Below are 22,791 nucleotides of genomic sequence, written 5' to 3' on the forward strand. Positions count from 1 at the left end.
CATTACTCCCCATCAAAGCGATCTGTCGGTCAGTGGGCCTGCTGCCCGTGGTGCTACTGCCCATGGCTCTACTGCACGTCGCGCACGGCTTGCGCGAGCCGGATAAACTCGCCGATCGTCAATGTTTCGCCGCGCCGCGTCGCATCGATCTGGGCGCGCTCAAACGCCGCTGCAGGCACTTGCTTTTTCAGTGCCGCGTGCAGTGTTTTGCGCCGCTGCCCGAACGCCGCGTCAATCAGTTCAAACACGAATGCGCGGTCCACGTCCGTTCCGTAAGCGCCGTTGGCCGTCACGTCACCACCCTCGGCACGTTCAAACAGCACGAGCGCCGAGTCCACGTTCGGCGCTGGCCAAAACACGTTGCGTCCCACAAGTCCCGCACGTTCGGCTGTGCCGTACCAGGCGAGCTTCACGCTGGGTGTGCCATAGATTTTCGACCCCGGATCCGCGCACAGACGGTCAGCCACTTCTTTTTGCACCATCACGAGGAACTTCGTCAGGTTGGGGAATCGCTCGAGCAGCGTCAACACAATCGGCGTGGCCACGTTGTACGGCAGGTTGGCCACGAGCGTGAACGGCTCTCCGTCAGCAAACTCAGGCAGCTGGGCCGCGCTGACTTTGAGCGCGTCTTCATTGATCACGCGGAATCGGTCGAGCGCGTCGGGCATAAACTCGCCAATCGTGCGCGGCAACCGTTCGGCCACAGGCGGGTCGATTTCGACGGCTGTCACGTGCGCACGCGTCTCGAGCAGCGCGAGCGTCAGCGAACCAAGTCCGGGCCCCACCTCAAGCACGCGGTCGCCGGCCCCCACGCCCGCTTCGCGCACAATCCTGCGCACGGTGCCCGGATCGATCACAAAGTTCTGCCCAAACTTTTTCGTCGGGCTGATGCCCGCGTCCGCTGCGATGGCGCGAATATCCGCCGCTCCAAGCAACCTGCCCGTTTCGTCGTTCATACTCTCCCTTTGGCACTTGTTGAACTGGTTTATTTTTTTGATTTCCGCAGAGGCTGCCCATAGGCCCTGCACCCATCAGCCACCACGATTCAATCTAGTACAGGCCACGCCTGCCGAGAGGCCCTTGGCATGCCTTGCAGCGAACGGACGATCAGTACCAGTGCGGATTGCGGCTTTGCCACAGCTGCCATGCTTTGGATGGCGAACCGTAGTCGGCGCGTCCGGCGATGTATGCCAGACCCCAATCAATCTGGGCGGCCGCGTCGTCACGATAATACTTGCCATACGCCGCCATATTTTCGGGGAAATAGCATTGCGGAATGCCATAGGCCGGGCTTGTGGGGTTTTGCGCGTTCCAACGCCAGCCCGACTCATGGTTCCACAATTGCACGAGGTCGCTCCAGTTTTTACCCGTCCAACCGCGTTGCGCAGCAGCTCCAGCCGCATAGGCTTGGGCGGCACTGACCGAAGGTCGGAACAAGCGGCTGCCAGCACGCGCCTGCGCATCCGGGTCCGATGGCTGCGGTTGCGGCTGCGGCGTGGGCGTGGGTTTCGCGGGTGTTGTCGGTGTCGGCTTTGGCGTGGCCGTCTGCGTAGGTGTGGGCGTCGGTGTCGGCTTGGTCGTTGCACTGGGCGAGGCGCTCGGTTCAGGCGCGGAAGTGGCGGACTGCGACGGTGTGGGCGTTGCCTGCGGTGATGGATTATCCTGGTCGTCACCATCTGGCGTGTTTGACGTTCCGTCGTTGTTGTCGTCAGTGTTGTTCTCGCCAGTGCTGCTTTGGGTGTTGCCTGTATCGGTGCCGTTGCCGTCAGCCTCAGCAGTGTCGTTGCTATTGCTGTTGTCGCCGTTGTCACCGCTGGTATTGTCACTAGCCGACGGCGACGGTTCCGGCTCAGGTTCCGGTTCAGGGCCAATGGCCACAATCGCGTCAATCGGCGTCTTCGTAATCTGTTGCGACAGCACGGTACGGTTTTCCTCATGGCCATCCACGTAGGTCACGCGATAGGTCGTGGTGCGCTCGCCCTCCACGCCAGGCTGTTCCACACGCGTTTGCCCCGGTTGCAATGTGGGATCCACGATTGTGCGCGTCTGGTAGGCGATCGGCTCGTGTTCCTCGATCTGGTCATGGGTCACGCGTTCCACGCGCAAAATGGTCGTCGTACCATCCTTATGCACGCTGACGCGGTCCTCTTTGCCCAACGTGATGCCCTTCGCATCAAGAATCGACGCGGCCGGCAGATTACCGTTCTCCACAATGGAGCTTTTACCGTCGGCAATGACGGTGACGGGTCCGTTGGCGTTGATCACAATGCCGCCCGTGAGTCGGTTGTAGATGTTGTTGATGTCCACGCTGATGCGTGACGCGTCCACGTTGTTGGCTTCAAAGAAGCCAATCAGCTGTTCGGCGCTGTCGGCTACAGTCCAGAACGGCACTTCCTGGCCGTCAATCGAAATCGTCGTTTGGTAAGCGCTATTGACAGTGATGGTGGCATGATCGACCAAACCATCTGGCGAGTCAGACGTGACAATGTCGTGCGTCTTGACTTGGATGCCCTGCTCTTCGAGCAACGCGTAGATGCTCGTCGCATAGGTTGTTACATGCGTGGTTTCACCATTGACGCTCAACGCCACGGCTTTGCGTGTGCTCACGCCAAACGCTATGCATGAGGCCAATGTCACCGCTACCGCCACAGTGGCCACGCGGATGCGCCGCAACACTGTCAAACGGTGTGGTGACCAACTTTTCGCCATGAGATCCTCCTGTGACTGGCGCCACGCCAAGCGGCATCCAAATCCCTCTCCATCCTTGCACATGGCGTATGCATCTGCATAGAGGTAGTTCGCGAAATCATCGCACTATCACGCAACATCATGCATACAAGTCGACTACCACATTTGCAGTAGAAAATGTGGAAATTTACGTAAGCTTCTACCCGGATTCGGGAAGAGTGTCGTACAACGATGCTTGCGGCGTGCTTGTCGACCAAATCTAAGACGGGTTATGGGGATCCTTGGACGCTCGGTAGGGGGGCAGCTTCGGAACGCCATGTATCGCGCACCACATGGCGCATGGGGACCTAAGTCGCGACCAGAAAAATAAAAAAAGGTCCTCGAGGTACGTCTCTGGCGCGTATCCTCGGGACCCGTTAGAAAACAAAAGAAAAAGGGGGCGAGAGAGAAGGGGATATTCCCGCCCCCGTCAGACGAGGCTGGTTGGGGGGATGCCTCGTCTGGATCAGGGTCCCATGGTTTGGGGATGCCCCTGATCTCTTACTCAGTGGTAAGTCGATCGATACGGATGACTCCGTAATGTTTTGGCATAATTATTGTACATTATGGAGCGCCGCTCTTCAACGCGTATACCGGCCTGCGGGGTCGGTTTCCGGCATGCCTAAGGGGGCATGAACCCGTGCGTTTGCAAAGCGCTGCACACATGATGTACAAGAGCCTCCTGTCGGGATCGAACCGACGACCTGCCGCTTACAAGGCGGCCGCTCTGGCCATCTGAGCTAAGGAGGCAATCAGCGGCACATGCCGCGAATCAAATCCGCAGCATGGCTTGCGCCACGTTCCATTGTGCACTGCATGCGCCGTTTCGCAAAATGCAGTTCACTGGCAACGAATCACCAGCATACCAGTATGCGCGACGAGTGCAAACGCGTCAGGCACGTCGCGCCTGTCGTGCGCGCCCGCGCGGGACGTAGGCTCTCGCGCGGACATGCGTCGTGCTGATTGTTAGCAGATTGTTACTTGTCGCCGGACGAGGCAGTGTCGTCCGAACCTGTCAGCGGTGCGCCGTTGGCGCCAATCGACGGCATCACGCCAGCCACACCGACCTTGTCGGCGGGAAGTCCGATGGCTTTCAAGAACGCTTCCGTCATTGATGCTGTGGAAGCAGAGGCTGTATTCATATCCCAGAAATGTCCATTGATCGTCACGGTCGGCGTAGTCATGGACCCCTTGAGGCTGCCTGACACATTCCACAGCTCTTCGCGCATCGGCGTATAGGTGTTGACTGAAGACAGCCATGCGTCATAACCGCGCTGCGCCGCCGCTTCAGCGATTTCATGGTCGATGCCGGCCGATTCCACCTGCTCCACGAGTTGCTTGTTCGACACGGGTTCGTAGCCCGAACCTTCTTCCGGCTGGAAATCGGACTTGTAGAAGTTCGTCATCAAAGCGAGCAAATGTTCGGGATCATCGTCATGGTCGGCCACATACAGCGCCATGTTGGCGGCACGGCTTGAATATTCGTCGGTGCTGAACCGGTCCATGAACGACATGAAATGCAGGTCCAGGTTGACCTGACCGGCCTTCATCATCTTTTCAAGGTCCTGGTCGAGGTTGCGGTTGAGGCTGCCGCAACCCGGGCACATGAAGTCCATGTAGATGCCGATAGTCGGGGCATCCGCCACCTTCTTGCCGTAGCCGTCCTTCGACATGAGGATGCCACCTTGGTCGTCGGCATATTTGGGCTTCGTGCTGACATTCTGCAACGCGTTGTATGCCTCCTCTTTGGTGGAGGCCGTGGAAGTCGAGGATTGCGAATCAGCCGGGTGCAAGTTCCTATACACTGCCACGCCTGCCACAATCAGCAATGCGATCACCACAACAGCGACGACAATCCCCACAATGGTCTGCTGCTTGCGTTCTTTGGCCGCCTGTTCTTCACGGGCCTTGCGTTGCGCCTGTTCGGCGGCGCGCCGCTCGGCGCGCGTTGCACGCCGCTCCGTGTTCTTGCCGTTTTGGGCCATCCCACGTGTCCTTTCCTCATTGGTATTGGCTCCGGTCATGGCCGGGGCAGTCTGCTTCCATGCTATCCATGACCGCAGGCAACCAATATGGCCGTTCGCGAACGCAACAACCCGCGCCAGCGCTCAACCATGGCTGCGCCAGTGTTCACGGGAACAGGAAAGGCATATGGTCGCTTGGTCGCTACCACTGATTCCATTGCAGGGCGGCACCCAGTGGCGCCCAGTCAATCGGATTCGACGTGGCAAGCCATAGCGAAGCCAGCGCCAGCAGCACGATCCATACGCCAAGCAAAATGCGCGTATGCCACGCCATGCCTGCATGCCGTTGCGGCACGTTCCAGACCGTATGCGATGCCATCGTGCCCGCAGCCAGGCGCACGAGCTTGCCGCCGCCCACAGCCGCGCCCACAAACCAGCCAATGCCGCCCGCCGCGCCCAGCACCAATCCCGACAACGAGAGCGGCGCCTCGGCTGGCAACGGCAACGTCACAGCCGGCCAGCCATTGAGCGGTGTCATCGTCAATGGCAGCTGCAGCGCCCAACAGCCCGCGATGCCCACCACAGCGGCCACGGCCACAAACAGCAAACTCGCAGGCACGGCAAACAGCAGCGCATGCACCAGATGCCAAGGGTAGGTCGCCAGCCGCCGCAACACATCGGTACCGCGCCGCAACCCGCCGTGACGCGCCTGACGCTGGATTTGTTTGCGCGTGTTGAGTCCATACGCGGCCAGCAGCCACAGCATCAGACTCCCGGCCGCACCCGCCAGCGCAGGATGCGAAGCCGCCAGCACGCCCGTCACTAGCGCGATCGCCGCCAGCGGCCACCATGCGCCGCGCTGCAACCTCGCGACCTGCTCCGCTTCAAGCTGTTCGGGAGAGCCCAACGGCAGCCCACGCATGATGGCCGCGCCGTCTTCACCGTCTTCACCGTCCGCGCCATCTGCAGTGCTTGCGTTGCCCATACTGCCTGTATTGCCTGCGTTGTTCCCGCCGTACTGCATGCCAGCAAAACCGTTCGCCGCACCGACGTCGCCATCCGTCCGCGCGCTCCGGTCCGCTATCGAGTGCGGCTGCACAGGCTCAAATCCGGGCAGCATCGCGTCCGCCGGCCCGTTGGCCATGACCGTCGTCTCCGCGCCGGCTTGCCGTGCGGCGGGTGGCGTTGCGGTTCCCGGCACTACGGCGGGCATGATTGCTGTGGCGCCATCATGCGTCGGCTCAACGCGCCGTCGCGTGGGCTCACCTGCTGTCTGCTGCCACGGCGCTGTCAACGGCGCGCGCATCACTTGCGTCCACGCTGTTTCGCCCGGCTGTGCAGTAACTCCCGTTGGCGCCATGACTCTCGTCTGGCGATCCGCTTGTCTCGCCGCCGGCATGACCCGTGTGGGCGTCGCCATTCCCGCCACTCGCCTTGGCGCGCTGGCATTGATTGATGATTCCTGTGGTGGCGCTGGAGGCGCTGAAGCCACAGATCGCGCACCGCGCATACCAGGCTTCGTTCCAGCCCAACATGTACGCGGATTGGTGCCATCGGCACCTGCCTCAAAAGGGAGCATCACCCCTTCGCCGTCCCCATCGTCGCTTAACCAGGCGTCGGCCGTAATGGCCGCCAACAGTTCTTCGGGACCAATGCGCCGTGAGCGGTCGGGATGCAATGCGGCCCGGAACGCAGCCACCGTGCGCGGCGGCAAACCCGCCAAATCCGCATTGCCCGCAGCTTCGCGAGCCAACACCACATCCATCGGCGTCACGCCAAACACGGGCCTACCCGTCGCCGCGAACGCCAACACCGAAGCCAACGACCACCAGTCAGTCAATGCATCGGATTCAGCACCCTCCAAAATCTCAGGCGCAATGAATCCCGGCGTACCCATGACCAGACCCGTGCGCGTCACATGGCTTTCACCCTGACCCATGGCAATGCCAAAGTCCACGAGCACAGGACCCGCCATCGACACCATGATGTTCGTGGGTTTGATGTCTCGATGCACAATATCGGCATCATGCACAGCCTGCACCGCAGCGATCAGCCGGCTGGCCAAACGTTCCAGGTCATGGCCCACATAGGGCCCATTGACTTTCACATCATCACGCAAATTGCGGCCATCAATCAGATCCGTCACAATGAACGCGAGTGAATCGTCCAGTTCCATATCGACGATGCTGCATACGCCCGGATCATGGATGCGTCGCAATGCCATGGCTTCGCGACGCAAGCGCTCGCGTGCCGTAATGCGTTCCCTGCCGTCGGGGTCATCAGCCAACGGCTGGTCGTCATTGAGTGAGTCCAACAGGATCTTCATGGCATAAGCGTTGCCACCACCATCCTCGACCTTCCAGACCGAACCCATGGCGCCGGATCCGAGCCGGGAAATCAGCTCGTAGCCGCCCACCTCGTTTCCGGGCTCAAGATTCAATGCATGCCATTCACTCATGCGACCCATCGTAGCGAGGGGCAACAATCGCCGCAGCCCAATTACCAGTAAGGGAATTTTGCAACCAAGGGGATGTGCCTCTCAAAACCCACTCCCATCCCATAAACGCACCTCCCCTGACCAGCCCGGTCAGGAAAACCGCACTTTCGCGCCACAAACTGCATCTCTCCTGACCGGTCTGGTCAGGAAAAACGCAGTTACGCCTCCGGAAGTGCATCTCTCCGTACCGGCCTGGTCAGGAAAACCCCGCCTTCCTCCCAAAAGTGCATCTCTCCCAACCAGGCTGGTCAGGAAAACCGCACTTTCGCGCCGCAAAATGTATCTCTCCTTACCAGCATGGTCAGGAAAATTGCACTTTCCCGCCCCAAACTGCATCTCTCCTGACCGGCCTGGTCAGGAAAACTGCAGTTTCATCTCTGGAAGCGCATCTTTCCTGACCAAGCTGGTCAGGGTAACTACATTTGCGCCTCTAGAAGCGCATCTTTCCGTACCGGGCTGGTCATCTGGGTGACGATTCGGCCGCTGTGTGTGGGCTGGAGCTGTTGGGGCTTGTGTGTTATTTGCGGCGCCGCGGGCTGTGATAGGTGCTTTGGCTGCTGTAACGGCGCTTGCGGCGCGTGGTGCCAGGCGTTGATGCGCTTGGCGACGTGGACTGCTGTGCGGATGGCGCCGATTCTTGCGAAGAGGTCGGGTCTTGCGAGGGGGTTGGGGTTTGCGTGGATGCGGACTGCTCACCTGATGGGTGAGTTGACGCGGTGTGGGCGGACGTGTGGTGGCCCAAAGTGTGGTCGATGTTCCGATTGACGGTTTTGTCGGGCTTGAACGATGGGTTGGATGCGTCGTTGGCAGTACTGGCTGCGTGGGTTTTGTCTACTGCACGGCTGACCAGATCGCTATGCGCTTGGGCGAGCGCAGCCGCCACTTCAACCGGCAAATTGCCGTTTTTGATGGCTTGATGCGTTCTCTTGCGTGCGCGTTTGTTGAATTGGCGCAATTGTTGAATCTCGGCATTGAGGTTCGACACGGTTTCCGTCAGTCGCAGCATCTCGGCCTGCATCAGGCGCGTTTCAGCCGTCGTGGGAGGTCGGGTCGCCGTGTCGTCGGCCACTTGCTGTTCTTCAGTGACGTTCTCACGGTGGATCTGGTCAATGATCCACGATGAAATCATGGCGGTTACAATACCGATCATTGCGATGCCTGTCAGCATCAAGCCCACAGCCACGCAACGGCCCATCACGGTCACGGGATGCACATCGCCGTAGCCGACTGTCGTCACCGTGACGAACGCCCACCATACGGCGTTGCCGAATGACGTGATGCTGGCTCCCGGCGCATTGTGTCCCACTGAGTATTCGGCCAATGCGCCCACATAGATCAACATTGAGAACATGCAAATGGCATACGCTGTGATGCGTCCGCGCACAGCCCCTCCGGCTGTGCGGTTGAAAATCTGCAGCATGGCGAGCAGTCGCAACAGCTGCAACGGTCGGAACACTGGTAGCACCAGTGTGAGCAGTAGCAGCAGGTTTTGTTTGAACCATTGCCATTTGTTCTCGGCCAAACGCCAGCACACAATGTAGTCGAGTACGTAAATGGCCCAGATCACGTCAATCACCACATTGCATGCGAGCGCATAGGAATTGCCCAATACGAGCCACGAATAGGCAAACAGGAATATGACTGATGAGATGAACATCGGTATATCAGTGAACTTGTGCCATTTCGCGAGAGTCATGGTTAGATTGTAGGGGATGGCGCCGTGGCCTTTTTCTCGCTGCGCAAGGCCTGCACAGCATGGTGGCGGCATCGGTACCCGAATATGCGACGCAACGGAAATGGGAAGTGAACATATGAGAACACACACGCAACCCACTGCTGAGTCTACGGATCCCACTCTCGCACGGAAGGCGGCGCTGCTGTCGGGGGCCTCACAATGGCGCACGCGCGGTGACAGCGGGCTTGGCGTGCCCCCGATGCACATGAGTGACGGGCCCAACGGTCTGCGCAAACAAAGCGACACGGGCGACAATCTTGGCATTGGCGAATCGTTACCGGCCACGTGCTTCCCGTCGGCGGTGACGCTCGGTATGGCGTGGGACGTGCAGCTTGCCGAGCGGATGGGGCGCGCGCTCGGGGCGGAAGCTCGCGCGCTCGATGTCAATGTGCTGCTCGGTCCCGGCCTGTGTCTCAAACGCAACCCGTTGTGTGGACGAAACTTTGAATATTTCTCGGAAGATCCGCAGATTGCGGGCCGAATCGCGGCAGGTCTCGTGCGCGGCATCCAGTCGAACGGCATTGCGGCCTGCCCCAAGCATTTCGCGGCCAACAGCCAGGAGTTGCGGCGCATGGCCAGCAATTCGGTTGTGGATGAGCGCACGTTGCGTGAGCTGTATTTGACGGGCTTTGAAATTGTCGTGCGCGAGTCGGCGCCCAAAGCGCTGATGACCTCCTACAACCGCGTGAACGGCACGTATGCCAACGAAAACGAGCATTTGCTGCATATCTTGCGTGACGAATGGGGATTTGACGGCATCGTTGTGTCGGACTGGGGTGGGTCGGACAACGAAGCGGCCGGCGTGCGGGCCGGAGCCAATATTGAAATGCCAGGTGCGGGGCTCGTGCCCGTGCGCGAGCTCGTCGAGGCTGTGGAGCGCGGTGAACTCGACGAAGCGTATCTGGATGCGCGCATCGCGGAACTCAAGAATGTTGCACGTGAAACACAGATTGAGCCCGAAACGCTGCGGCGGGATGAGCGGGACAGGCATGACAATCGGGACGGGCACGGCGAGCGTGACGAGCGTGACGGGCGTGATGAGCAGGGCGCCACTGGGGCTGAATCCGCGTCACCGGACGTACGCTCCCCGCAGCCTGCGCAGCCTGCGCCGTCCTCGCTGCCGTCGCTGCCCGAAGACATGCGCCGCGACCACCAGCAACTTGCCGTGGAGCTGGCAGAACAATGCGTGACGCTGCTGCGCAACGAATCGCACACGCTACCGCTGGGCGCCGACTCGCAGATTGCGGTGGTCGGTGATCTGGCATGCACGCCGCGCTTCCAGGGCGCAGGTTCGGCGCAGGTCAACTCGACCGAGAGCGAGAGTCTGCTGCATGCGTTGACGCGTACCGATGGCGTGCGCGTCATGGGGTATGCCCAAGGCTACGAGCGCGACGGCAAATCGCATGTGCGTCTGATCCGCGAGGCCGCGCGTTTGTGCCGCAACGGTTATGTGAATGCCGTCGTGGCTGTCGTCGGGCTGCCTGAATCCAAGGAATCGGAAGGCATTGACCGGTCCGACATGCGTCTGCCGCGCGTGCAGGACGAGCTTGTCAACGCGCTCGTGCGCACAGGCAAGCCCGTTATTGTTGTCCTCGTCGGCGGTTCGGCCATGGAGCTGCCCTGGGCCAACAATGTGGATGCGATCGTGTACGCGGGTCTGCCGGGTCAGGGAGGTTCGCGCGCGATCGCGAACGTGCTCGCCGGACACGCCGACCCGTGCGGCCATTTGACAGAAACGTGGCCCCTGCACTACGAGGATGTGCCGAGCGCCGGCATCTATCCGGCCGCCGGCCCGAACGCCGTCTACCAGGAGGGCCCGCTCGTGGGCTACCGCTATTACGAAACGGCCCACGTGCCCGTGCGGTTCCCGTTCGGCTTTGGCTTGAGCTACAGCGAGTTCGAATATCAGGATCTGCAAGTCACGCGCGAAGGCGCGTCCTGCACGGTGCGCAACGTATCGAGCCGCGACGGCCTCGCGCTCGTGCAGCTCTACGTCACGCCCGCGCCGTCAGGCGGGGTGCCCGTCGCGCGCGAGCTCAAAGGGTTCGCCAAAGTATTCGTGCCGGCCGGCGCCTCGGCGCGCGTCACAATCGCGTTCGACCGCTACACGTTCCGCCATTTCGACACGGCCTCGGGCCGCTGGCGCGTCACCTCGGGTGAGTACGGCGTCTCAATCGGCACGAACGCCCGTGACCAAATATTGACTTCTTCTATTTTTGTAGATGGCGACATGGCGGCCCAAACCCCCGATTCCGCGCTCGGTGCGTATCTGCAGGCACATCCCAAGCAAGTCACCACTTCGCAATTGGCCGCGTTGTTCGGCGGTGTGGACGTGCTGCGCCGTTGCCTTGTCAAGGAGTCGGCGCATGAAGGCGCTCCCGGCATGGTCATGACGGCCGATGACCCGTTGAGCAGTTGGCGCTGGTCGCGCAGCCTCATCGCGCGCGGCATCGCGCTGCGTTTGCACAGGCGCGCTTATGCGTCACTCAAAGGCGACGGGATTCCTGACCTCAACGCGTTCTTTGTGCTCTATGCCACGCCGAACGCGCTCAAAAAACTTGGCGGCGGCCGCCTTGATCAGCCGATGGTCGATGCAATCGTGTCGATTGCCAACGGCAAAACAGTGCATGGTGGTGCCCGCTTGGTGCGTGCGTGGGTTGCCAATCGTCGCGCCAACCGTGCGATGCGGCGGCGTTTGAAAAATGAAGGAGCAGACGAGACGGACTGAACCGGCCGCTAACTGGACGATTCGGCACTAGAGCGAGGTTTGTGCAGTGTCGTCTGCATACTGAACAGGTTGAACGTCCAGTATTTGGTTGATGAAACGTTTTACTGAGACAAATCAGCTGAACCTGCTTGACGCGAACGCAAGTTTGTGTATAGTGAAGGGAGCTCACTGGGGAGTTCTCCATGGGTCACGTCGAACAGTGGAGCCGCGTCGAAGGAGACGGCTGCATGCGCGACAAATAAACAAAACCCCTTCACTACGGATCGTTCGGCACGTACCTGCCGATGAAAGGAACCATAATGGCAGAAGTCATTTTCGATCATGTGACTCGTATCTACCCGGGCAACGATAAGCCCTCGGTCGATGATCTCAATCTTGATATCAAAGATGGTGAATTCCTCGTTCTCGTTGGTCCTTCTGGCTGCGGTAAGTCGACGACGCTGCGCATGCTTGCAGGCCTCGAAGAAGTGAACAAGGGCCGTATTCTGATCGGTGGCAAGGATGTCACGACGATGCAGCCCAAGGACCGTGATATCGCAATGGTCTTCCAGAACTACGCACTGTATCCGCACATGACGGTGGCCGACAACATGGGCTTCGCCCTGAAGATCGCCGGCACGCCGAAGGACGAGATTCGCAAGCGCGTGGAGAAGGCCGCTGAAATCCTCGACTTGACCGAGTTCCTTGATCGTAAGCCGAAGGCCCTTTCGGGTGGTCAGCGCCAGCGTGTGGCCATGGGCCGCGCCATCGTGCGTGAGCCGAAGGTCTTCCTGATGGATGAGCCGCTTTCGAACCTCGATGCCAAGCTCCGTGTGCAGACGCGTACGCAGATCGCCGCCCTGCAGCGCCAGCTCGGCGTCACCACGCTGTACGTGACGCACGATCAGACCGAGGCTCTGACGATGGGCGACCGCATCGCCGTCATCAAGCTCGGCATCCTGCAGCAGGTCGGCGCTCCGACCGAGCTGTATGATCGCCCGGCCAACGTGTTCGTGGCAGGCTTCATTGGCTCCCCGTCAATGAACATCAACGTGCACCCGGTCATCAACGGCGAAGCCAAGGTGGGCGAGGATACGCTCGCACTGCCGAAGGAGGCCGTCGCCAAGCTCACGCCGGAAGACAACAACCAGATCATCGTCGGCTTCCGTCCGGAAGACGCCTCGCTGGCTGCTCCCGACGACACGAACGCCTTCTCGCTGAAGGTCGTCAACGTTGAGGATCTGGGCTCCGATGGCTACATCTACGGCAACATCATCCAGAGCGATGCTGATAAGACCATGGACACCGGCTCGCTGATGTCCGATCAGAACAAGCTCACGACGATCCGCGTGAACCCGCGCGTGCTGCCGAAGATCGGCGATATCGTCAAGATCAAGATCAACCCGGCCAAGATGCACCTGTTCGCACCGTCGACCGAGCTGCGTCTGAACTAATAGCTGATTTGCGCGTGCGGCGCTGGTACTGATGCCTTTCGGGGCGTCGGGAAGGCGCGGCGATCGCGGAAATTGCGACAAAGCGCAAGCAAGAAGGTCCCCAGCAATTGCTGTGGGACCTTCTTCGTTGTTGTGGAGCTTGTTGTTGCTGCCGGCAGGGGGCGCGGTGCCGGCGTGGTGGGCGTCAACGAACCGGCACCGCGCAAGTTACTGTGCCGGCTCAGCGCACGTCACTGCGCACGTCTCAGCGCATGTCACTGCGCCCAAACGGCCGTGTCGGGATCGTCTTCGGCAAAGTATCCGTCGCCGTCCTCACCGGCCGCCATTCCGGCCATACCGGAGTCGTAATACGTGGCCTGGTCGTCGATCACGCCCGAATCAGCCTCGGCGTTGAGCCGTTCCACGGTCTTCGAATCGAGCGAATACTTCGGCAGCACAGTCTTCACATAGCTTTCCACGGCCGCGGCCATCGGAATATCATGGCCAGCACGTTCAGCCAGATACCAACGATGTTCGAGCACTTCATGGAAGAACTGCGCTGGCTCGATCGACGTGCGGAACTCGCGCGGAATCATGCGCACAGTCGGCTCGAACACCTCACGCATCCAATCCATCGCCACGACTTCCACATCTTCGCCTTCACGCCACGTTGAGGCACGGTAGGCGTCCAGATCGTTGAGCAGGCGTCGCGCCTGGTTTTCCTGCACGTCCAGGCCCGTCAGGCGCAGCAGCTTACGGTTGGCATAGCCCGCGTCCACCACGCGCGGCCGCACGAGCACGGTCTTACCGTCGGGCGTCGTGTTCATCTCGAGTTCGTCCACGTCAAAGCCCAGATTGTTGAGCTTGTTGACGCGACGTTCGACCTTCCACATTTCATCGGGGGAGAAGTTGCTGGTGTCGGTCAACGCGCTCCACAGCGAATGGTAGCGGTCAACAAGACGGTTGCCGACGGCGATTTCGTCGACGTCGGGAGGCAGCAGCTCACCCGAGCTCAAATCCATGAGTTCGCCAATGATATTCGTGCGCGCCAAGTCAATATCGTATTCGCGCTGGCCTTCGGTCAGGTTGACCTGCAGCTCGCCCGTTTCGGCGTCCACGAGGAACGCTGAGAACGCGTCGGCGTCGCGCAGGAACAGCACGTTCGCCAGCGATACGTCGCCCCAGTAGAATCCGGCCAGATGCAAGCGCACAATCAGCACGGCCAGTGCGTCGATCAGCCGTTCGGCCGTGTCGGGACGCAGCGTGCGTGCGAACAGCGCGCGGTAGGGCAGTGAGAATTTCAGATGTTTCGTCACGAGGATCGCTTCAAGCGGTTCCCCGTTGCGATCATGCCGTCCCGTGACGACGGCGATCGGCTGCACGGTGGGCAAGTCCAGTTTTTGCAGTTGGCGCAGCATCTCATACTCGCGTTCGGCAATGTTGCGTGTGATTTCCTTCATCGCATACACTTCGTCGCCCACGTGCACGAAACGCACGACGTGCCTGGAAATACCGCGCGGCAAGTTCACGAGCAGGTCCTTGGGCCATGATGACAACGGCAGTTCCCAAGGCAGCGTGAACATCTTGGGATCCGAACCCGACGCTGTGATCTTCAGTGAAGACGGTTCCGGCGTTTGGGCTGCGGGGTCTTCCGCCTTCACGCTCGTCGCTTTGAGCGCGCGTGGATCAAGCTGCTGTGCTTCATTACTCATAGACCCCCACTTTAGCGCATGGGGTTCGGGTTTTCGCCCAAATGATGGCGGCCTCTCACGTTTGGGTGAGAGGCCGCCAAATAATGGTTATTTCTGTTGTAGCGATCTGCCTTGGGCTGCTTCGCGTCGTGCACGCGCCACGGCGTACAACGTGATGCCTGCAGCCACGGAAGCGTTGAGTGATTCAACCATCGAAGTCATCGGGATGCCCGCGATGCAATCGCACGCTTCACGCGTCAAGCGAGACAGTCCCTTGCCTTCGGATCCGAGCACCACAATCAGCGGGTCGGTCTCAAAACCTGTTTGGCCCACTTCCTTCGAACCGCTACCGTCAAGGCCCACAGCGTAATAGCCGCGTTCCTTCAAGCCTTCAATGGCCTTCGTCAGGTTCACGACGCGTGCGATCGGCATATGCGCGGCAGCTCCCGCCGACACCTTCCATGCGGCTGCCGTCACTGATGCCGAACGGCGCTCCGGCAAAATCACGCCGTTGGCGCCAAACGCTGCGGCTGAACGGATCACGGCGCCGAGGTTCTGCGGATCGGTCACGCCGTCAAGCGCAATGAACAGCGGTCGCGCGTTGATGCGCGCCGATTCGTTTGAGGCTTCTTGCATGGCGCGCGCCTTGCGTTCGGCGCGGTCGGCCAGCTCGTTGAGCGAGCTGTACTGGAAAGGCTGCGCCTTCATGATTACGCCCTGGTGATGGCCGCCTTTGGCGATGCGGTCCATTTCCAGACGGTCGGCTTCAAGGATGTGCAGGCCCTGGATGCCTGCAAGACGCATGATTTCGCGCGTGCGATCGTCATGCTCCAAACGTGCCGCCACATACAGCGTGCTTGCTGGCACGCTGACGCGCAACGCTTCGAGTACGGCGTTGCGGCCGATTACGAGGTCGTCGGAATCGGACGTGAACTTTGCCACGCGGCGGCGGGCAGCCAGACGCGGATCGGCGCGCGTGTGGCGTTCGGCCGCTTTCTTGGCCTTGTATGCCTTGTGATACACGCGGTCTTCGGCTTTGGGCGTGGGACCTTTGCCACGCAATTTGTTACGATGCTTGCCACCCGACCCCTTGGTCGGGCCTTTCTTCTGTGCCATGGTTCCCATCATCCCATCTGGCCAACCCAACGCGCGCATGCGCGCCGGGTAAGTGATGGCGTTGCTTTTCCATTGCTGCTGCCGTTTGCTGACAGGCAAAGGAACGGGGGTTTTATATGGAATAATGGGGGCGAATGCGTTCTGGGTTTGCTGGAACGCCCGTTGAACCGCGCAATCACGCCAGGACTTGGAGCTGCCAGGTCCGCTCAAGGCGTTTGATTGACAACTCCGCGGCGAACCCCAAGGAGAATTCCTATGGAACAAGAAGTGGAAGAAAGGCCCGCGCCCGTTGAACCCCGCGTCGAAGCGCAGAGCCCCCAGGAGCAGCAGGAGGTGCAGGCGCAGCGCAAGCTGTTGGGTGATGTTGATCCGTCCACATCGGACGCCGCTGCGGTGGCCAAACTGCTCAACGTCGATCCCAGTGTGGGCCTGTCGAGTGAGGAAGCCAAGCGCCGTCTGGCCAAGTTCGGCCCCAATGAGCTGGCCAGCGCGCCGCCTGTGCCCAAATGGAAGAAGTTCCTTGCACAGTTCAAAGATTCACTCGTGTACTTGCTGTTGGCCGCCACAGCCATCTCGCTGATTGCGTGGATCATTGAAAAAGCCGGCGGCCATGCTGAGGAAGCGTTGCCGTTCGACGCGATTGTGATTGTGCTGATCCTGATTGTCAACGCGATTCTCGGATACATCCAAGAAGCCAAGGCTGAGCAGGCCGTCAGCGCATTGAGCGAGATGACTGCGCCGACCACGAACGTGTTGCGTGACGGACGCGTGGTGCGCATCGCTACGACCGACGTGGTGCCAGGTGACGTGCTCGTGTTGGCCGAAGGCGACACGGTGTCGGCCGATGGCCGTTTGTTCGCGGCCGCCAGCTTGCGCATCGCTGAAGCGTCGTTGACGGGCGAGTCGGTGCCCGTGGGCAAGAAGCCTGAGACGTTGGAATCGGCCAAAGCATTGGGTGACCGCACGAACATGGTGTTCAACGGCACATCCGTCACGCAGGGCACCGGCCGTGCGATCGTGACCGGCACAGGCATGAACACGCAGGTCGGCAAGATTGCTGATTTGCTTTCTGCCACGGAAGACGATTCGTCGCCGCTGCAAAAGGAGATGGACCACGTCTCGAAGATCCTTGGCATCGCCGTGTGCATCATCGCCGTAGTGGTGTTGATCGCATTGGCGGTGATGGAAGGATTCCATACCACGCAGGATGTCATCGATTCGCTGCTGTTGGCCGTGTCGTTGGCTGTGGCGGCTGTGCCTGAAGGCCTGACAGCCATCCTGACCGTGGTGCTCGCATTGGGCGTGCAGCGCATGGCCATGCATCACGCAATCGTCAAGAAGCTGCATTCGGTGGAAACACTTGGTTCGGCTTCGGTGATCTGCTCCGATAAGACCGGTACGTTGACGAAGAACGAGATGACCGTCGAACGCGTCGTCACACCTTCGGGCGAAGTGCAGCTGACCGGCACAGGCTATGCGCCGGAAGGCAATCTGATCGGTCTGGACGGCACTGCCGTGGTCGATCCGGTCCGTCATGAAGTGCTGGCCACGCTGGCCGCTGGCGCATTGGCCAACGATGGTGAATTGCGTGCTGGCGACAAGCCCGGCACGTGGGATGTCATTGGTGACCCGACGGAAGTGTCGATCATTGTGGCCGCCAAGAAGACGCATGCCGATCGCGCATTCCAACGCTTCCAGCGTGTGGCCGAAATCCCGTTTACATCGGAACGCAAGCGCATGTCGATTATCGCGAAAGACACAACCGACAATGGTGATTTGACTGTATTCGCCAAAGGTGCTCCAGACGTGTTGCTGAGCTTCTGCAACCGCATTCTCGTGGACGGCGCTGTGCGTCCGATCACCGAGGGTGACCGCCAGGACATCCTGCATGCGGTGGACCGCTTGTCGAACGAAGCCTACCGTACGCTTGGTGAAGCGTACCGTCCGCTCGAAACGCCAAAGCTTTCGGCTGTGCCCGGCATGAAGCTCAACGCCGCCGGCCAGGCAGCCGACGTGGCTGAACAGGCTGATGTGATTGAACATGACCTGATCTGGACGGGCATGGTCGGCATCATCGATCCGCCACGCGTTGAAGTGCGTGACGCCGTCGCCGAAGCCCACCGTGCTGGCGTGCGCACCGTCATGATCACGGGCGACCACCCGCTGACGGCTGCCCGCATCGCCTCCGACTTGGGCATCATCGACAAGGGTGGCAAGGCGCTGACTGGCGAACAGCTCGATGCGCTGCCTGATGAAGCCGCATTCGACAAGGCGACATCGCAAGTGTCGGTCTATGCACGTGTGGCGCCTGAACACAAGCTCAAGATTGTGGAATCCCTGCAGCGCCAAGGCAACATCGCAGCCATGACGGGTGATGGCGTCAACGACGCTCCGGCCGTCAAGTCCGCCGACATTGGTGTGGCCATGGGCATCACGGGCACGGAAGTGACGAAGGAATCGGCCAAGATGATCCTGGCCGACGACAACTTCTCCACGATTGTGGCCGCCATTCGTGAAGGCCGTGGCATCTTCGAAAACATCCGCAAGTTCCTGCGCTACCTGCTGAGCTCCAACGTGGGCGAAGTGTTCACCGTGTTCGGTGGCGTGGTGCTCGCCGGATTCCTCGGCATCTCGCAACCGGGCACCCAAGGTGTGACCGTGCCGTTGCTGGCCACGCAGCTGTTGTGGATCAACCTGTTGACCGATGCCGCCCCGGCATTGGCCATGGGCGTGGATCCGATGACTGAAGATGTGATGAACCGTAAGCCGCGTAAGCTCACCGACCGCGTGATCGACGGACCGATGTGGGGCGACGTGATCTACATCGGCATCATCATGGCGATCGTCACGCTGATCGGCATGGACATGCATCTGTCGGGCGGTCTGTTCACGGACCGTTCGGTCGACCTGCAGGGCCACGACGCCCAGATGGTCGAAGCGCGCACGATGGCCTTCACGATTCTCGTGTTCGCCCAGCTGTTCAATGCGTTGGCTTCGCGCTCGCATCTGCAGTCGGCGTTTGTCGGGTTGTTCTCGAACAAGTGGTTGTGGGGCGCCATCGGTTTGTCGGTGGTGTTGCAGCTCGTTGTGATCTATGTGCCTGCGTTGCAGGTTGCATTCGGCACCACATCATTGCCGGCCGGAGCATGGCTTGAATGCATCCTGTTGGCTGCCGTGGTGCTCGTGGCCTCGGAGATCCGCAAGATCTTCCTGCGCATTGGCGACAAGCGCCGCCAGCATGCCTGATGCCTGCTGCATGAGGTGTGATGGTTGATGCCTGACTGGGCGGCGGTACACACCGCTGCCTGATTGGCATTGACCTGATTGGCATTGATGAGCCTGGTCCACAGATGGGCCAGGCTCATTGTGTATATGCAGCTCTATGCAGATTTATGAAACGAACCACTGAAAAAACGTTGATTGCGTTGGCAGATAAGGCGATGGTTTCGCGCGGCCAAAAATCTCATGCGTACCCGAATGGTGTACAAAAAATGTCCAATACATGGTTACAACGGGCGTTTGCGTGAACATTCACGTAGCATGTGTCGAAAGCGATGATGCATCGCTATGGTGACGACGAAGTCATCGGATGTACAGCGCCTACGGAGGGGTGGGTTCACGGGAATACAACATCAGCATAAGTGACGGCCTGTGGCTGCAAAGCTAGCGCGGACGTACGTATGGTGGTGATTGTTTCGCATAAGCCCAGTATCGTAAGCGTCCGTAGGCTTGTGACCAGTCTTACCATGAATCCCCCGCGGGCGGCTGCATTCCACCCCATCTGCAGCCGCCCTTTTTGTGCGTATGCGGTAACACTACGGCGCTGTACATTGCTGTGGAAGGAGCGTTCGAGCTGCCGTCCACGGGTGGCACGCGCAACCTGTGGGCCGGTATGGTTGGCGCGCTCGCGCTGTTGCTGGCCATGGGCTTCCAAGTGGCCGCCACGCGCATGCTGCGTCGCGGATCATCCGCGTCAGCTGACGGATCAGCCGCGCAGTAGCCCTGTCCATGAATCCACCTGGGTTTGGGCCGGCCAAGCGCATGCGCTTGCGACCCGCATCCATGTAAACCCGTCCATCTGTGCGCCCACTCCGTCCCGGTTTGGACTGTGTGGGGATGGGCGGCTCTTGCGTGCAGTTTCCGGTGTCCATCACTGCATTTCAATTTGGACCGCATAGAAACGGCCAGATTGGGCGCTTGCAAGAGTTAGAGGCGCATGCTACAGAAATAACAAAAATCTGTAGCATGCGCCTCTTGCGTTACGTTCGAGCGTTAGGTTGAGAGCCGGCCGGAAGCAATAAAAAACCCGGCAGCCGTGCGGTCGCCGGGAAGGAGAGAAGAAGAAAGAGAGAAGTTCAATTATCGGAAATCATGTGACTCCGTTCAGCCGGTAGGAGCCCTTACCGCCTGACAGTGTTCAGTATGGCGGCCAAAACTGTACGGAACTGTTGATTTTGCTGAATGTTTTCTTGGAAAATGTGGGAGAAACGTCGACGATGACAGGTTTGTGATCAACTTTTGACATCGCTGCGCCGAGGAATTGCCTATTTTTCATGCTCTGCGGTTACACTGAACTGCAGTTACCCATGAAATCGAATGCTTGGAGGAGGCGCCATGCTGCTGTCCGATCGCGATATCAAATCCGCGTATGCGGATGGCCATATCTCTCTTGATCCGTGGACAGAAGAGAGGGTGCAGCCCGCGTCGATTGACGTGCGTCTCGACCGGTTCTTCCGCCTGTTTAAAAACCATACCTATACGTATGTTGATCCGGCGGAAAATCAGGGAGAACTCACCGAAGAATACGAAGTGGCGCCCGACGAACCCTGGATTTTGCACCCGGGCGAGTTCGCGCTGGGCTCCACCTGGGAGTACGTCAAGCTGGACTCGACGATTGCCGCACGTCTCGAGGGCAAGAGCTCGCTCGGACGTCTCGGCATCCTCACGCACTCGACGGCCGGCTTTATTGACCCGGGATTTGAGGGGCACATTACGCTCGAATTGTCAAACGTGTCGACGTTGCCCGTCAAACTTTGGCCCGGCATGAAAATCGGCCAGATGTGCTTCTTCCAACTCAGCTCACCGGCTGAGCATCCGTACGGCTCGCAAGTCACCGGATCGCACTATCAGGGACAGCGCGGGCCAACTCCGTCGCGTTCGTACGTGAATTTCTACAAGGCACAGATTACCGACTGACTTGCGGGACGGCGCGGCCGGTTACCGTGCGTCACGTTGTCGTGTTGCTGAAGGGGCGTAATTATGACGAATTCCGGAACTTCCCGTCCGACTGACGGACAACAACATTTATTGACTCCTCCCGATACTCCATCGCAGAGCCATGCGCATATGTCGGGCGCGTCACGTGAGGATAGGTCAAGCGACATCATCGACCATACGCTGCTGTTCCCGCCCACCGGCAACGGCGACTCGACGATGCCTACGCAAACCGTGCCCTCGCAGGTGGACGCCTCATATCTGGAGTTTCCCGAAACAACGGGACCTGAGCTGCCCGCCATTCAGCAAGCGCGAGTGGCCTCGTCCACGCCAATCACGTCCGATAATGCTGAGCTGAACGATGCCGATGCGGACGATGCTGAAGATTCGGATATTTTTGAAACGGCCAACAAGCCTCGTCAACATCGCCGCCACGGTGACGAACCGGCCAAACGCGGCAACGGCAAGCGTATCGTCGTGGCCGTGGTTGCCGTTGTGGCTGCTGCGGGTCTTGTGGCCGGCGGCCTGTGGTGGTGGAATTCAAGCCGCGACAACGCGGCGAAAACGGCTGTGCTGAACGAATGCCTTGATGCGCAACACAACTACGACAGCGTTGCCGCGAGCCTGAAGAAAGGTGTGGACGGCACTACCACACTGGCCAAGCTCACTGCCAAGGATGTGACCGACGCGGCTACGATCGAGAACTTCACGAAGGCCTTGAACGATGCACAACAAGCGCGCGATGCCAAGACCCCGGCACAATGCACGGCTGCAATGCCGTCGCAGGAGCTCGATGAGACGCGCATTGCCTGGAACACGGCGACGCAGAACATAACGACGGCAAACGAGCAGTTGACCAAGACTTCACAAGCGTTGAGCCAATCCCAGGCCGCCAAAACGCTCGAAAACCTACGCAACGATTTGAACAACGCCGTCACCACGGCCCAAGAAGCCTACGATGCTTCGGCCGGACAGGTAGCCGATGAAGCGACGCGTGAATCCTTGCTCAAGGCGATCGACGATGCCAAGAAGCTTGCCGGTTCTGAGGAACTGACGGCTGATCAGGTCAAACAAGCCAAAGATGCGCTGACCAAGGCCAATGATGCTGTGCAAACCTCAATCACCGACCTCGCCAACGCGAACGCCGCCGCAGCCGCCGCTGCCGCGCAACAGCAGGCATTGGCCCAGCAACAAGCATTGGCCCAACAGCAGGCGTTGCAGAATCAGCAAGCGCTGCAGAACCAGCAAGCGCTGCAGAACCAGCAGGCTCAGCTGCCGCAGCAACCAGTCCAACAGGTCGCTCCCGGTGGTGACGCAGGCAACACGGGCGACGCGGGCACCGTCACCGACCCCAACGCCGGCGTAATCCAATAATTCCGCACTTGTTGGGCTTGCGGCAGCCGCCAGCTTGCCCTATCTGCCAGTTTGCCCCGTGCCGCTCACGCCACGTTTTGGTGAGCTGATAGCAGCCGGCGCCCCGCGCGTTGCCTTGCACTCATAAACGGCTCGAAATCCGTATCGTGTTTGTACCACGGTGGTACGAATGCGGTACGGATGGGTTGGATTTGTATCGTGTTTGTACCACGGTGGTACGTTGGCGCTACGGATTTTGGCTCGTTTGTATCGTGGTTGTACCACGGTGGTACATTGACGCTACTTTTTGCTCGAAATCCGTATCGTGGTTGTACCACCGTGGTACAGAAGCGG

General features: G+C 59.9%; 12 protein-coding genes, 1 tRNA gene and 1 pseudogene. 6 read left to right on the forward strand and 8 right to left on the reverse strand.

Annotated elements, in window-relative coordinates:
• Nucleotides 1-68: 68 nt before the first annotated feature.
• The 6 genes and pseudogenes from rsmA to BGLCM_RS08735 all read right to left on the reverse strand — a co-directional run.
• A complete protein-coding gene (gene rsmA, locus BGLCM_RS00755; RefSeq protein ID WP_044084355.1) occupies nucleotides 69-956 on the reverse strand; it encodes a 16S rRNA (adenine(1518)-N(6)/adenine(1519)-N(6))-dimethyltransferase RsmA in 888 nt (295 codons plus the stop codon).
• A 151-nt stretch (nucleotides 957-1,107) separates the two neighbouring features.
• Complete coding sequence (locus BGLCM_RS00760) at nucleotides 1,108-2,709, reverse strand: aggregation-promoting factor C-terminal-like domain-containing protein (protein WP_044084356.1); 1,602 nt, start codon at nucleotides 2,707-2,709, stop codon at nucleotides 1,108-1,110.
• A 694-nt stretch (nucleotides 2,710-3,403) separates the two neighbouring features.
• Nucleotides 3,404-3,477: transfer RNA gene (locus tag BGLCM_RS00765), tRNA-Thr, on the reverse strand.
• Between the two features lie 227 nt (nucleotides 3,478-3,704).
• Nucleotides 3,705-4,712: a DsbA family protein gene (locus BGLCM_RS00770; RefSeq protein ID WP_044084357.1), complete on the reverse strand. Its 1,008-nt coding sequence runs from the start codon at nucleotides 4,710-4,712 to the stop codon at nucleotides 3,705-3,707.
• A gap of 181 nt (nucleotides 4,713-4,893) precedes the next feature.
• Nucleotides 4,894-7,158: a serine/threonine-protein kinase gene (locus BGLCM_RS00775; RefSeq protein WP_006295673.1), complete on the reverse strand. Its 2,265-nt coding sequence runs from the start codon at nucleotides 7,156-7,158 to the stop codon at nucleotides 4,894-4,896.
• Between the two features lie 985 nt (nucleotides 7,159-8,143).
• Nucleotides 8,144-8,884 (reverse strand): annotated as a pseudogene (locus BGLCM_RS08735) (potassium channel family protein); the annotation flags it as partial.
• Nucleotides 8,885-8,999: 115 nt separating this feature from the next.
• On the opposite strand from BGLCM_RS08735, the gene BGLCM_RS00785 reads away from it, so the two are divergent.
• Nucleotides 9,000-11,651: a glycoside hydrolase family 3 C-terminal domain-containing protein gene (locus BGLCM_RS00785; protein ID WP_006295676.1), complete on the forward strand. Its 2,652-nt coding sequence runs from the start codon at nucleotides 9,000-9,002 to the stop codon at nucleotides 11,649-11,651.
• A 299-nt stretch (nucleotides 11,652-11,950) separates the two neighbouring features.
• The gene (locus tag BGLCM_RS00790) at nucleotides 11,951-13,084 is read left to right on the forward strand and encodes an ABC transporter ATP-binding protein (RefSeq protein WP_044084361.1); all 1,134 of its coding nucleotides are present in this window, start codon (nucleotides 11,951-11,953) and stop codon (nucleotides 13,082-13,084) included.
• A 254-nt stretch (nucleotides 13,085-13,338) separates the two neighbouring features.
• Here BGLCM_RS00790 and BGLCM_RS00795 read toward each other — a convergent pair whose 3' ends face one another.
• A complete protein-coding gene (locus BGLCM_RS00795; protein ID WP_006295681.1) occupies nucleotides 13,339-14,775 on the reverse strand; it encodes a DUF4032 domain-containing protein in 1,437 nt (478 codons plus the stop codon).
• Between the two features lie 87 nt (nucleotides 14,776-14,862).
• The gene (gene rlmB, locus BGLCM_RS00800; protein WP_044084425.1) at nucleotides 14,863-15,870 is read right to left on the reverse strand and encodes a 23S rRNA (guanosine(2251)-2'-O)-methyltransferase RlmB; all 1,008 of its coding nucleotides are present in this window, start codon (nucleotides 15,868-15,870) and stop codon (nucleotides 14,863-14,865) included.
• A 255-nt stretch (nucleotides 15,871-16,125) separates the two neighbouring features.
• Here rlmB and BGLCM_RS00805 point away from each other — a divergent pair, with 255 nt between their 5' ends.
• The 4 genes from BGLCM_RS00805 to BGLCM_RS00820 all read left to right on the forward strand — a co-directional run bounded on the left by BGLCM_RS00805 (nucleotide 16,126) and on the right by BGLCM_RS00820 (nucleotide 22,458).
• On the forward strand, nucleotides 16,126-19,116 hold the full coding sequence (locus BGLCM_RS00805; RefSeq protein WP_006295683.1) for a cation-translocating P-type ATPase: 2,991 nt from the start codon (nucleotides 16,126-16,128) through the stop codon (nucleotides 19,114-19,116).
• A gap of 589 nt (nucleotides 19,117-19,705) precedes the next feature.
• Nucleotides 19,706-19,870, forward strand: a complete 165-nt coding sequence (locus BGLCM_RS00810) for an LPXTG cell wall anchor domain-containing protein (RefSeq protein ID WP_006295685.1) — start codon at nucleotides 19,706-19,708, stop codon at nucleotides 19,868-19,870.
• Between the two features lie 614 nt (nucleotides 19,871-20,484).
• Entirely contained in the window at nucleotides 20,485-21,066 is a 582-nt protein-coding gene (gene dcd, locus BGLCM_RS00815) for a dCTP deaminase (protein WP_044084426.1), read from the forward strand.
• 63 nt (nucleotides 21,067-21,129) lie between these two features.
• Complete coding sequence (locus BGLCM_RS00820) at nucleotides 21,130-22,458, forward strand: hypothetical protein (RefSeq protein ID WP_044084363.1); 1,329 nt, start codon at nucleotides 21,130-21,132, stop codon at nucleotides 22,456-22,458.
• The last annotated feature ends 333 nt before the right edge of the window (nucleotides 22,459-22,791 follow it).

The sequence above is a fragment of the Bifidobacterium gallicum DSM 20093 = LMG 11596 genome (assembly GCF_000741205.1).
Classification (GTDB): domain Bacteria; phylum Actinomycetota; class Actinomycetes; order Actinomycetales; family Bifidobacteriaceae; genus Bifidobacterium; species Bifidobacterium gallicum.

Bases quoted from the DNA above. Each gene is read 5' to 3' on its own strand.
- rsmA (WP_044084355.1), bottom strand. From the start codon at position 956: ATGAACGACGAAACGGGCAGGTTGCTTGGAGCGGCGGATATTCGCGCC.
- BGLCM_RS00760 (WP_044084356.1), bottom strand. From the start codon at position 2,709: ATGGCGAAAAGTTGGTCACCACACCGTTTGACAGTGTTGCGGCGCATC.
- BGLCM_RS00770 (WP_044084357.1), bottom strand. From the start codon at position 4,712: ATGGCCCAAAACGGCAAGAACACGGAGCGGCGTGCAACGCGCGCCGAG.
- BGLCM_RS00775 (WP_006295673.1), bottom strand. From the start codon at position 7,158: ATGGGTCGCATGAGTGAATGGCATGCATTGAATCTTGAGCCCGGAAAC.
- BGLCM_RS00785 (WP_006295676.1), top strand. From the start codon at position 9,000: ATGAGAACACACACGCAACCCACTGCTGAGTCTACGGATCCCACTCTC.
- BGLCM_RS00790 (WP_044084361.1), top strand. From the start codon at position 11,951: ATGGCAGAAGTCATTTTCGATCATGTGACTCGTATCTACCCGGGCAAC.
- BGLCM_RS00795 (WP_006295681.1), bottom strand. From the start codon at position 14,775: ATGAGTAATGAAGCACAGCAGCTTGATCCACGCGCGCTCAAAGCGACG.
- rlmB (WP_044084425.1), bottom strand. From the start codon at position 15,870: ATGGCACAGAAGAAAGGCCCGACCAAGGGGTCGGGTGGCAAGCATCGT.
- BGLCM_RS00805 (WP_006295683.1), top strand. From the start codon at position 16,126: ATGGAACAAGAAGTGGAAGAAAGGCCCGCGCCCGTTGAACCCCGCGTC.
- dcd (WP_044084426.1), top strand. From the start codon at position 20,485: ATGCTGCTGTCCGATCGCGATATCAAATCCGCGTATGCGGATGGCCAT.
- BGLCM_RS00820 (WP_044084363.1), top strand. From the start codon at position 21,130: ATGACGAATTCCGGAACTTCCCGTCCGACTGACGGACAACAACATTTA.